Genomic DNA, 11887 nt, shown 5'->3' with positions numbered 1-11887 from the left:
ACCCGAGACCAATGGATGTATGCATGCCTCTGCGCATCAGGCAGAAACATGCTGGCGAACGCCTAGAGGCTGGCGAAGATGACGGTGCATCAGACTATGCGCAGGCTTTCATTACCCTTGATTGTTATAAGGTTTTTAGTCTTACCTTTCGCAAGTACGCCAATACCGTGAAAATAAAAAGCCAACGCTTGCCTCGCGATGCGAGGTTTTGACGTTGTATTTCTGGCGCCTTTACGGCGGATTAGATGATAATTATTATTTGGTGAAGGCTCTAATGGCCGCTTATTTTGTGTGACATTATTGTTTCTGGCTTGTTTAAAGGTTACGGTTGGGATGATTTATCGTCAATTGCGTGCCGGCGAGTGTGCCGGCCAGCAAAATCGAAAGAGCCGAGAAGCAAAGGCGCGGTCCGGATGCGTGTCCTCCGGCAACCCAGGTCTCTGCAGTCTATTCGGGAGGCCTGGGTGGGGCATCCAGTTCAGAAGGCCTCCCCTTGCCTCGTGGGGCCTGTGCCGGTTGCTGGCGAGCTGCGCCGACCGGTTTTGCCGACGCGGCTGGCCAGCGTCGCGCCGCCCCGATCCACCGACCAGCGCTTGATCTCGCATGCCACGTCGGCACTATGACGGGCCAGCTTGCATACTTCGCCGATGACCACCGCGAGGCCGCGCCCTTGTCGCCTGTCCTGGATCAGTTCGGTGCTCGCCTCGCCAGCCTTGCAGAAATTGGCGAACCGAGGGGTGCCTGCAGAAGTTACGCTTGCCTTCGACCGAAAGCAGCCACTACTCGTAAGGATTTACGGTGACTCCCGTCTGTCGATGCTTATCGGCAATGTCGTTCAGGGTGTATTTAGCTTTTCAAGGCGGGATTAATGGTGTCTATCTTTGCTTGGTCTTGAGTGCTCGTGAGCGACAGGCAGTCACTCGTTTGCGGTAAAGGTAAAGGTAAAGGTAAAGGTAAAGGTAAAGTCTGGGATGGGATTCCTGTTACTCGCCGCCGACTGTGTGCTCCTCGCCCTGCCTCTGGCGGAACTCCCGCGGGGTGACGCCGAAGCGTTCCTTGAAAGCGGTGGCGAAGTTGGCGCCACTGGTAAAGCCCAGCTCCAGAGCGATGGCCTGCACTTCCAGCACCGTATCGCTGAGCAGTGTGCGGGCCTGGCGCATGCGCTCCTCGCGCAGGTAGCTGAACACGGTGGCCCCGACGCACTGCTTGAATGCCTCGTTGAGGCGTTTGGGGTTGGTGCGCAGGATGCGCGCCAGACATTCGAGGTTGGGTGTCTCGGCCAGGTTACGCAGCAGGTGCTGGCGGGCCGACTGGAACAAGATGCTGTCGAGGTTGGAAACGCTCGGCGCCGGCTCGCCGGCGTCTGCGCCGCGGCTCTGCGCGCGCAGGTGCATGCTCAGGCGGATACGTACTTCTTCGAAGTTGTACGGCTTGGTGACGTAGTCCACGGCGCCGGCCAGCAGGCCTTCCAGGCGTTCGTCGGGCATCACCGCGCCGGACAGGAAAATCACCGGAATGTTGCTGGTGCGGGCGTCGGCCTGCAGTTGCCGGCAGGCGCTCAGGCCGTCGCAGACCGGCATGTGTACGTCCATCAAGATCATGTCCGGGCGGATCAGAAGGGCCTTGCGGATGCCTTCCAGGCCATTGGTGGCCAGGTGGACGAGGGCGCCTTTCTGGCGCAGATAGGCTTCCAGCAGCATGCGGTCAACGTCGGCGTCTTCCACAATCAGAATGTGACGGTCTTGCAGGTTGTTGTTGCCGAAAAGGCGGTTGCTCGTTGTCATTGGTTCTGTGCCTGCCTCCCTGCGTGCTACCACTTGGTGGCGTCAAAAAAACGTGATGCATATCACGTTTTTGTGTCTGGCGCACATAATGCTACAGAGGGTTGGCGTTGTCATGACTTGAGCAGGATTTGCCGCGTCGGTGCCCTTCTGGTCCAAGCATCCTGGTGGGCGATCAGCTTGCCAGCTTCGTCGGTGGGGCGCGCAGGAGCAGGCGTACCACCTTGTCGAGGTCGTGCTGCGCGGGGGCTGCGGTCGATGGCGAGCAGGTGCTCGTCGATCCTGCGTTCCTATTTAGGGGATATATGTGTGAGCGCCTGCCGCTGTTCAGAGGCCGAGCTGGGCGAGCAGAGCGTCGACCTGGGCCTGGTCGGTCACTGCTTCGCCGTCGGTCGGTTTGATCTGCGGGCCTTTGCGGTCGGCCCGTTCGCTGCCGGCCAGACGCTGTAGCGTACGCTGTTCGGCGGTGGCCGGAGCGCTGTCGATCAGCACCTTGAGCAGTTGTTGTTCGATCTCGCGGGTCACCTCGATCATCTTCTTGAGGGTCTGGCCGGTGAGATCCTGGAAGTCTTGGGTCATGAGTATTTCCTGCAGCTCGCTCTGCGTCGCCCGGGTATGGTCAGGCACCGCTCCGATGTAGCGGCGGGTTTCCTCCACTAGGCGGCGCGCTTCGTCGCTCTGCTGCGGCGCGGCGAGCCAGGACTGCCAGCGTGCCTCCAGATCGCGGGCGCCCTCGATCAGCATGGTCTGGCGCGGCTGGGCCCGTTCCAGGGCATTGAGCACACGCTCGGCGGCCTGTTCGGTCATCGCAGCGACGTAGTCCAGGCGCTCGCGAGCATCGGGGATGGCCTGCGCGGCCTGCTCGATGGCCTTGTTCAGTCCCAGTTCTTGCAGGCTGACGTGCAGCAGGCGTGCCATCTGGACGATGCGCTGGATCAGTTCCTGCGGGGTGATGGAAGCCGCTGGGGGGTGGTCGATCATGCGGATTCTCCTGCGGGCCTGGCCGGGGCCTGTGCTTGCGGTGTCTGACGCCTAGTGTGCGGGGCGGATGTAGGCACCCGATGCCATCTGCTGGATGTTACGCGGCGGCCAGTAGCTGCTTGATGTGGAGCCGCCGCAGCCCAGTGGGGTGGGGCCGGGCGGTTGTATCGCCAGTCTGCCAAGTTTTCCCGCGCAGGGGGCGCTGTGACGGCGCAATCAGCCGTGCGGCAAAGACGGAAAGGCCGTGTGGCAAAGGTGTCGGGTGCGCCGCTCAGCTCAGAGTCGCGCCGGCGAATACCAGCGCCAGCCCTAGTCCCAGACCGCCTGCCATCACCGGCAGGGTGAATAGCGCCAGGCGCCTGCCGCCGAACATGGCGATCAGCACGCCCTTGATCAGGCTGTTGCTGACCACGGCCAGGGCGATGCCGCGCACCGCCACCTGCGGGTCCAGCTCGCCCAGGGCGCTGCGCGACAGCGACAGGGTGATGGCGTCGGCGTCGGTGAGCCCGGACAGCACGGCGACCAGGTACACGCCGACGTCGCCCAGTTCGCGGCGGGCGATTTCCACCAGCAGCAGGATCAGCGCCAGCAGCAGGGCGAAGCGCACGGCCGGGCCGAACTCGAAGGGGTTCTTCAGCGGCGGCTCGGCCTGGGCGCCGAGTTCCGTCGCCTTGGCCCGCTGCCACCAGTACAGGGCGCCGAGGGCGTAGACCAGCGCCGCGGCGGCCAGCGGCCACAGCAGCCCCTGCACCAGCGGCGGGTTGATCACCGCCACCTCGAGCAGCACGCGCGGGAACACCAGCGCCGAGGTGCCCAGCAGGCCGCAGGCCAGCAGGGCGTGCAGCTCGCGCTGGCCATGCAGGCGGGCGAGGGTGAGGGTCATGGCGGTGGAGGACACCACGCTGCCGAGCAGGGCGGTCAGCAGCAGGCCATGGCGGGTGCCGATCAGGCGGACGGCCACGTAGGCGGCAAAGCCCAGGCCGGCGATCAGCACCACCATCCACCAGGTGACGTAGGGGTTGAACACCTGCCAGGGGCCGTAGCCGCGGTCGGGCAGCACCGGCAGCAGCACCAGCGAGATGAACAGCAGCTTCAGCGCGCCGGACAGCTCCTCGGCGGACAGCCGCCGGAGCGCCGCATGCATCGGTTCCTTGAGGCGCAGCAGCAGGGCCACCACCACCGCGCAGCCGGCGGCCAGCAGGCGCTCGTCGGCCAGCGCCAGGCTGCCGAGCAGGAAGGTCAGCAGCAGGGCGATCTCGCTGGTCTGGCCCTGGTCGGGGTCGTGGCGCAGGCCGATCACGTAGGCGGTGGTGCTGAGCAGGGCCAGGGCCAGCAGCATGCCGACCCAGACCAGCACGCCGAGATGGCCGGCGAGCAGGGCGGCGAGGCCGCCGAGCAGGCCGACCAGGCCGTAGGTGCGCACCCCGGCGGCCAGCCGGTCGTCGTCGCTGGCGCGGGCGCTCCAGCCGCGCTCGGTGCCGATCAGCAGGCCGATGGCCAGCGCGCTGGCCAGGTCGAGCAGGACGTCGAACTCGGGCGTCATGGGCAATCCTTTGGCGGGTGGGGCTGGTCAGTCTAGCAAGCCGTCCCGCGGCAAATCCCGCCGCGCCGCACCCGCGCGCGGCACGGCGGGCGGCTCAGTGCAGCTTGAGATGGCGGCTGAGCAGGGCGCGCAGGGCGGCCGGCTTGACCGGCTTGCTCAGGTAGTCGAGGCCGGCGGCGTGCACCTCGGCGATCAGCTCGGGGCGGCCGTCGGCGCTGATCACCACGCCGGGCACCGGCTGGCCCAGGTGGGCGCGCAGCCAGCCCATCAGCGCCTGGCCGGTCTCGCCGTCGTCGAGGTGGTAGTCGACCAGCACCAGCTCCGGCGGGCCGTCCTGGCCGAGCAGCTGCTCGCACTCGGCGCGCGAGCGCGCGGTCTGCACCTGGCAGCCCCAGCGGGTCAGCAGGCTGCGCATGCCGGTGAGGATGCTGTCCTCGTTGTCGATGCACCACACCTGGGCGCCGTTCATCGGCTGCGGCGCGCTGGCCGGTGCCGCCTGCCGCGCCTGCGGCACGGCGCGGCCGCGGGCCAGCGGCACGCGCACGCTGAACACGCTGCCCTTGCCGACCCAGGAGCGCACCTCGATGCGGTGCTCGAGCACCTGGCAGAAGCCGTCGGCGATCGCCAGGCCCAGGCCCAGGCCCTTCTCGGCGCGGGTCTGGTGGCTGTCGAGGCGCTTGAACTCCTCGAAGATCACCTTGAGCTTGTCGGCCGGGATGCCGGGGCCGTGGTCCCACACCTCCAGACGCAGGTGGCGGCCGTCGCGGCGCACGCCGAGCAGCACCTTGCCCTTGGCGTAGCGGAAGGCGTTGGTCAGGAAGTTCTGCAGTACCCGGCGCAGCAGCTTCGGATCGCTGTCGATGCGCTGCTTGCTGGCGCGGATGCGCAGGTCGATGCCCTGTTCCTGGGCCAGGGCGCGGAACTCCACGCCGAGGGCGTCGTACAGGGTGTCGAGGGCGAAGGCGCTGCGCTCGGGAGTGAAGCGGCCGCTCTCCAGGCGCGAGATGTCCAGCAGGTCGGCGATCAGGTCCTCGGCCGAGCGCAGCGAGGAGTCGAGGTGCTGCACCAGTTCGCGCACCTCGCCGGGCAGCGCTTCCTGGTGGGACAGCGCGGCGGAGAACAGCCGCGCGGCGTTGAGCGGCTGCATCAGGTCGTGGCTGACCGCGGCGAGGAAACGGGTCTTCGACTGGTTGGCGACCTCGGCGCGGGCCTTGGCCTCGGACAGCTGCTCGTTGAGCGCGGACAGCTCCTGGGTGCGCTCGGCGACGCGCTGCTCGAGGCTCTCGTTGGCCTCCTTGAGCGCGTCCTCGGCCTGGCGGTGGGCGGTGATGTCGGTGAACGACATGACGAAGCCGCCGCCGGGCATCGGGTTGCCGACCAGTTCGATCACCCGGCCGTTGGGGAAGGTGCGCTCGGAGGTGTGTGCGGTGCCCTGGCGCATCCAGTACAGGCGCTTGGCGACGTGGATGTCCGGGTCGCCCTTGCCGCACAGGCCGCGCTCGGCGTTGTAGCGGATGATGTCGGCGATCGGCCGGCCGATGCTGATCAGCCCCTCGGGGTACTCGAACAGTTCCAGGTAGCGACGGTTCCAGGCCACCAGACGCAGCGACTGGTCGACCACGCTGATGCCCTGGGAGATGTTCTCGATCGCGCCCTGCAGCAGGGCGCGGTTGAACTGCAGGACCTCGGAGGCCTCGTCGACGATGCGCACCACGTCCTCGACCTGCATCTCGCGGCCTTCGATGGCCGCCTTGACCACCGCGCGCGCCGAGGAGGCGCCGAGCACGCCGGCGAGCAGGCGCTCGGTGTGGGCGATCCATTCGCCGCTGGCGGTCTGGTTGGGGCTGAAGCCCTTGCCCTGGCGGTAGGCGAAGCGGATGAAGCTCTGCCGCGCGCGCTCCTCGCCGACGAAGCGCGCCGCCAGCATCAGCAGGTCCTGGACCTGCACCGCCAGCAGCAGGCGCGGGATCGGCCGTACCGAGGCCTCCTGGCCGACGAAGCGGCTGGCCTGCCAGTGTTCGGAGACGCGGGTGCGCGAGAACAGCGAGACCAGCACGAACACCAGGAAGTTGCTGAGCAGCGACAGCAGGGTGCCCTGGGTCACCGCATCCATCGGCAGGCCCAGCGGATTGCCGGCCAGCCAGCGCTGGCCGGGGAACATGTCCAGCGACCAGCCCATGCCGTCGGCCACCAGCGGCAGCAGCAGGGTGTAGCACCACAGCAGCGCGCCGACCGCCAGGCCGGCGAACACGCCGCGGCTGTTGGCCTGCTTCCAGTACAGCGCGCCGAACATCGCCGGGCCGAGCTGGGTGACGGCGGCGAAGGCGATCTGGCCGATGCTGGCCAGGCTGATGTTGGGGCCGATCAGCCGGTAGATCACGTAGGCCAGCAGCAGCAGGACGATGATCGCGATGCGCCGCACCGACAGCAGCCAGTGGCGGAACTCCTCGAACGGCCGCTCGGCGCTGTGCCGGCGCAGCAGCCAGGGCAGCAGCATGTCGTTGGAGATCATGGTCGACAGCGCCACCGAGGCGACAATGACCATGCCGGTGGCCGCCGAGGCGCCGCCGATGAAGGCCAGCAGCGCGAGGCTCGGATGCTGCTCGGCCAGCGGCAAGCTGATGACGAAGGAGTCGGGCTCGACCCCGGCCGGCAGCAGTATCTGCCCGGCGAGGGCGATCGGCACCACGAACAGCGCCGCCAGCACCAGGTACAGGGGAAATACCCAGCGCGCCAGGTTGAGGTCGCGCGGCTCGATGTTCTCCACCACGGTGACGTGGAACTGCCGCGGCAGGCAGATGATCGCCATCATCGCCACCCCGGTCTGTACCACCATGGCGGTCCAGTCCACCGGGCGTCGCCAGTACTCCTCCAGCTCGGGAGCCGCCTGCGCCCGCTCGAGCAGGTCGCCGACGCCGCCGAACAGGCCCCAGGTGACGAACACGCCGACGGCGAGGAAGGCCAGCAGCTTGACCAGCGACTCGAAGGCCACCGCCATCACCATGCCGCGGTGGTGCTCGGTGGCGTCGAGGTTGCGCGTGCCGAACAGGATGGTGAACAGGGCCAGCACCAGCGAGACGATCAGCGCGGTGTCCTGGGCGCCGATGCCGTTGGCGTTGGGCGCTGCGCCGGTGAGCAGGTTGACGCCGAGGACGATGCCCTTGAGCTGCAGGGCGATGTAGGGCAGCACGCCGACCAGGCAGATCAGGGCGACGATGATCGCCAGCGAGCGCGACTTGCCGTAGCGCGCGGCGATGAAGTCGGCGATCGAGGTGATGTTCTCCTGCTTGCTGATCAGGATCATCTTGGCCAGCATCTGCGGCATGAACAGCAGCAGCAGCAGCGGGCCGAGGTAGATTGGTACGAACGACCACAGCTGGCCGGTGGCCTGGCCGACCGCGCCGAAGAAGGTCCAACTGGTGCAGTACACCGCCAGCGACAGGCTGTAGACCCAGGCGCGCAGGCGTGGGCGGGTCACCCCGTTGGTCTGCCGGCGGTCGCCGTAGAAGGCGATGGCGAACAGGATGGCCATGTAGAGGAGGGCGACCGCGGCGATCAGCCCGCTGGACAGCGACATGGGAACTGGCGGCTCCGGAAAAGTGCAGGATGGCCAGAGTGTGGCAGCAAAGCGCTGCGCCGTCAGTCACTTGCGACCAAGGTCGCGGTAGGCGGGAGGCGTCTGGCGCGCGGCTTGCGGCGGACTGCGCCTTGCCGGGATGGCGGAGAGGGAAGGCTGCGGCCGTAGCGGCCGCAGCCGGAGGCGCTACTGGGCGTCGAAGGCCTGGCCGTTGACCCCGGCGCTGTCCGGTCCCATCAGGTACAGGTAGACCGGCAGGATCTCCTCGGGCGCCGGGTTCTGCTGCGGGTTCTCGCCCGGGTAGGCCTGGGCGCGCATGCCGGTGCGGGTGGCGCCGGGGTTGACGCTGTTGGCGCGTACCGCGCTGGTGCCGTCGACCTCGTCGGCGAGTACCTGCATCATGCCCTCGACGGCGAACTTGGACACCGCATAGGCGCCCCAGTAGGCGCGGCCCTTGCGCCCGACGCTGCTGGAGGTGAACACCACCGAGGCGTCGCTGGACAGCTTGAGCAGCGGCAGCAGCACGCTGGTGAGCATGAAGGTGGCGTTGACGTTGACCTGCATGACGCGCATGAAGTTGTCGCCGCTGAACTGCTCGATCGGCGTGCGCGGGCCGAGGATCGCGGCGTTGTGCAGCAGGCCGTCGAGACGGCCGAACTCGCGCTCGATGGTCGCCGCCAGCTCGTCGTACTGGTGCGGCTGGGCGGTTTCCAGGTTGAACGGGAAGATCGCCGGCTGCGGGCCGCCGGCCTGCTCGATCTGGTCGTAGACCTCCTCGAGGTGCTCGATGGTCTTGCCCAGCAGGATCACGGTGGCGCCGTGGGCGGCGAAGCTGCGCGCGGCGGCGGCGCCGATGCCGCGGCCGGCGCCGGTGACCAGGATCACCCGATCCTTGAGCAGGTCGGGACGGGCGGAATATTGGAACATGGGTAGAGCCTCGTTGAATCGAAATCGCGCTGGGCCGGGCACAGGGTGGGTTAGCCGCTTGCGGCGTAACCCACCATCGGCACCGGCAGGTGCCGCCTGGCGCGGCAATGGTGGGTTACGCTGCGCCAACCGACCCTGGGTTTGCATTCGAGTGTCGCGCAGCGCCGCGGCAGCGGCTATGCGCCGGAAGTCGAACGCGCGCCGGGCGGTTCAGCAGCCGCACAGTGCCCGGTCGAGCGCCGCGCGCAGCTCGCGTGGATGGTCGACCACCAGGTCGGCGCCCCAGTGCCCGGGGTTGTCGTCGGGATGGATGTAGCCGTAGCGCACCGCCACCGTGCGGGTGCCGGCGGCGCGGCCGGCCTCGATGTCGCGCTGGTCGTCACCGACGTAGAGCACCTCGCGCGGGTCGAGGCCGAGCTGCTGGCAGGCCAGCAGGAGCATTTCCGGATCGGGCTTGCTGCGCTTGACGTGCTCGGGGCAGACCAGCACCGCGGCGCGCTCGGCCAGCTGCAGCTGGCGCATGATCGGCTCGGCGTAGTGCAGCGGCTTGTTGGTCGCCACGCCCCAGCGCAGGCGCGCGCGCTCGAGGTCGGCGAGCAGCTCGGGGATGCCGTCGAACGGACGGGTCAGCACCGCGCAGTGCTCCTGGTAGCGCTCGAGGAACTCGCGGCGCAGGGCGTCGAACTCGGGGTGCTCCGGGTCCAGCGCGAAGGTGGTGCAGACCATGGCCCGCGCGCCGCCGGACACCTGGTCGCGGATGCGCTGCGGTTCCAGGGCGGGCAGGCCGCGCACGGCGCGCATGGCCTGGCACACGGCGATGAAGTCCGGCGCGCTGTCGACCAGCGTGCCGTCCATGTCGAAGAGGACCGCTCGCAACCGCATCGGCTCACTCCTCGCGCAGGGTCTGGATCATGTAGTTGACGTCCACGTCGCTGCCCAGCTTGTAGGTCTTGGACAGCGGGTTGTAGGTCAGGCCGACGATGTCCTTGACCGCCAGGCCCGTCTCGCGGCACCAGGCGCCCAGCTCGGAGGGGCGGATGAACTTGCGGAAGTCGTGGGTGCCGCGCGGCAGCAGCTTGAGCAGGTACTCGGCGCCGACGATGGCCAGCAGGTAGGCCTTGGGGTTGCGGTTGATGGTCGAGAAGAACACCTGGCCGCCGGGCTTGACCAGGCGCTGGCAGGCGGCGATCACCGAGGCCGGGTCGGGCACGTGCTCGAGCATCTCCAGGCAGGTGACCACGTCGAACTGGCCGGGCAGCTCGGCGGCCAGCGCCTCGGCGGTGCTCTGCCGGTAGTCGACCTGCACGCCGGATTCGAGCTGGTGCAGGCGCGCCACGGCCAGCGGCGCCTCGCCCATGTCGATGGCGGTGACGGTCGCGCCGCGCAGGGCCATCGACTCGCTGAGGATGCCGCCGCCGCAGCCGACGTCGAGCACGCGCTTGCCGGCCAGGCCGACGCGCTCGTCGATCCAGTTGACCCGCAGCGGGTTGATCTCGTGCAGCGGCTTGAACTCGCTCTCGCGGTCCCACCAGCGATGGGCGAGGGCCTCGAACTTGGCGATTTCGGCGTGGTCGACGTTGCTCATGACGTGGTTCCGTTGGCAAGGCTGGATGCTCAGCCGTCTATCTTGCCAGTTTTTGGGCGGATTGGGGGCGGGTGGCCTTGCGTAGGGTGCGCCGTGCGCACCACAAGAGGAGGCGCGCTGCGTATGGCGCACCCTGTTCCTCACGCCCCGGCGATGCGCCGGCCCCAGGCGCGCGCCTTGGCGTGCAGCTCGTCCTCGTCGAGGCGGGTCAGGCGGCCGTCCTCGAGCAGCGCCTTGCCGCCGACCCAGACGTGGCGCACGCAGTCGCGGCCGCTGGCGTAGACCAGCTGCGACACCGGATCGTAGACCGGCTGCTGGGCCAGGCGGGAGAGGTCGAAGGCCACCAGGTCAGCGCTCTTGCCGGCCTGCAGCGAGCCGCACTCGTCGTCGATGCCCAGCGCCCGGGCGCCGTTGAGGGTGGCCATGCGCAGGGCGCGGTGGGCGTCCAGCGCGGTGGCCGAGCCGGCCACCGCCTTGGCCAGCAGCGCCGCGGTGCGCGTCTCGCCGAGCAGGTCGAGGTCGTTGTTGCTGGCCGCGCCGTCGGTGCCGACGGCGACGTTGACGCCGGCCTGCCACAGGCGCTCGACCGGGCAGAAGCCGCTGGCCAGCTTGAGGTTGGACTCCGGGCAGTGGATCACGCTGGCATTGTGTTGCACCAGCAGGGCGAGGTCGGCGTCGTCGATCTGGGTCATGTGCACGGCCTGGAAGCGCGGGCCGAGCAGGCCGAGGCGCGCCAAGCGGGCCATGGGCCGCTCGCCGGACAGCTCGAGGGCCTGCTGCACCTCGAAGGCGGTCTCGTGGACGTGCATGTGGATGCCGGCGTCGAGCTGCTCGGCGAGCACGCGCACCCGCTCCAGGCGGTCGTCGCTGACCGTGTAGGGCGCGTGCGGGCCGAAGGCCACCTTGATCCGCGGGTGGTGGCGCAGGTCGGCGAACAGCTCGAGGCCGCGGCGCAGCGCCTCGTCGGTGTCGTGGGCGCCGGGCACCGGGAAGTTGAGCACCGGGATGGTGATCTGCGCGCGCACACCGGCGCGGTGCACCACCTCGCTGGCCACCTCAGGGAAGAAGTACATATCGGAGAAGGCGGTGACGCCGCCCTGCAGCTGCTCGGCGATGGCCAGCTCGCTGCCGTCGCGGACGAACTCCTCGCTGACCCATTTCGCCTCGGCCGGCCAGATGTGCTCCTGCAGCCAGGTCATCAGCGGCAGGTCGTCGGCCAGGCCGCGGAACAGGCTCATCGCCGCGTGGCCGTGGGCGTTGACCAGGCCGGGGGCGAGCAGCATGCCGGGCAGCTCGCGGCGCTCGCGGGCCGGCACGGCCAGGGCCTGCTGGCGCGGGGCGAGCAGGGCGATGCGCCCGTCGCGGATGCCCAGCGCATGCTCGCGCAGCACCACGCCGGCCGGCTCCACCGGGACTATCCATTCGGGGAGCAGGAGCAGGTCCAGGGGGGCGGTGGGGCTGGGCATGGGCAGGGCTTCCGGTGCGTCTGTTGA

At 68.6% G+C, this 11887-nt stretch carries 9 protein-coding genes; 1 reads left to right on the top strand and 8 read right to left on the bottom strand.

The window, feature by feature from the left end:
- Positions 1-23 precede the first annotated feature (23 nt).
- Entirely contained in the window at positions 24-212 is a 189-nt protein-coding gene (locus tag SK095_RS10755) for a hypothetical protein (RefSeq protein WP_320546305.1), read from the top strand.
- 771 nt (positions 213-983) lie between these two features.
- Here the strand turns inward: SK095_RS10755 and SK095_RS10750 are convergent.
- The 8 genes from SK095_RS10750 to SK095_RS10715 all read right to left on the bottom strand — a co-directional run bounded on the left by SK095_RS10750 (position 984) and on the right by SK095_RS10715 (position 11860).
- Positions 984-1784: a response regulator gene (locus SK095_RS10750; protein WP_136489795.1), complete on the bottom strand. Its 801-nt coding sequence runs from the start codon at positions 1782-1784 to the stop codon at positions 984-986.
- Between the two features lie 324 nt (positions 1785-2108).
- Positions 2109-2762 (bottom strand): protein phosphatase CheZ, encoded by a 654-nt coding sequence (locus SK095_RS10745; RefSeq protein WP_136489796.1) that lies wholly within the window; start codon positions 2760-2762, stop codon positions 2109-2111.
- Positions 2763-3033: 271 nt separating this feature from the next.
- Positions 3034-4305, bottom strand: coding sequence for an MgtC/SapB family protein (locus SK095_RS10740; protein ID WP_320548854.1), 1272 nt, complete (start codon positions 4303-4305; stop codon positions 3034-3036).
- A 94-nt stretch (positions 4306-4399) separates the two neighbouring features.
- Positions 4400-7882 carry a PAS domain-containing hybrid sensor histidine kinase/response regulator gene (locus SK095_RS10735; RefSeq protein ID WP_320548853.1) on the bottom strand — a complete coding sequence of 1161 codons (3483 nt, stop codon included), beginning with the start codon at positions 7880-7882 and terminating at the stop codon, positions 4400-4402.
- Positions 7883-8068: 186 nt separating this feature from the next.
- The gene (locus SK095_RS10730; protein WP_320548852.1) at positions 8069-8809 is read right to left on the bottom strand and encodes a YciK family oxidoreductase; all 741 of its coding nucleotides are present in this window, start codon (positions 8807-8809) and stop codon (positions 8069-8071) included.
- Positions 8810-9019: 210 nt separating this feature from the next.
- Complete coding sequence (gene mupP, locus SK095_RS10725) at positions 9020-9691, bottom strand: N-acetylmuramic acid 6-phosphate phosphatase MupP (RefSeq protein WP_320548851.1); 672 nt, start codon at positions 9689-9691, stop codon at positions 9020-9022.
- Between the two features lie 4 nt (positions 9692-9695).
- A complete protein-coding gene (ubiG, locus tag SK095_RS10720; RefSeq protein ID WP_320548850.1) occupies positions 9696-10394 on the bottom strand; it encodes a bifunctional 2-polyprenyl-6-hydroxyphenol methylase/3-demethylubiquinol 3-O-methyltransferase UbiG in 699 nt (232 codons plus the stop codon).
- 140 nt (positions 10395-10534) lie between these two features.
- Positions 10535-11860: a TRZ/ATZ family hydrolase gene (locus tag SK095_RS10715; protein ID WP_320548849.1), complete on the bottom strand. Its 1326-nt coding sequence runs from the start codon at positions 11858-11860 to the stop codon at positions 10535-10537.
- Positions 11861-11887 lie beyond the last annotated feature (27 nt).

It is taken from the genome of Pseudomonas sp. AN-1 (assembly GCF_034057115.1).
In the GTDB taxonomy this organism is placed as follows: Bacteria; Pseudomonadota; Gammaproteobacteria; order Pseudomonadales; family Pseudomonadaceae; genus Geopseudomonas.
The sequence above is the reverse complement of the archived record's forward strand: the minus strand, read 5'-3'. Positions and strand labels throughout refer to the sequence as shown.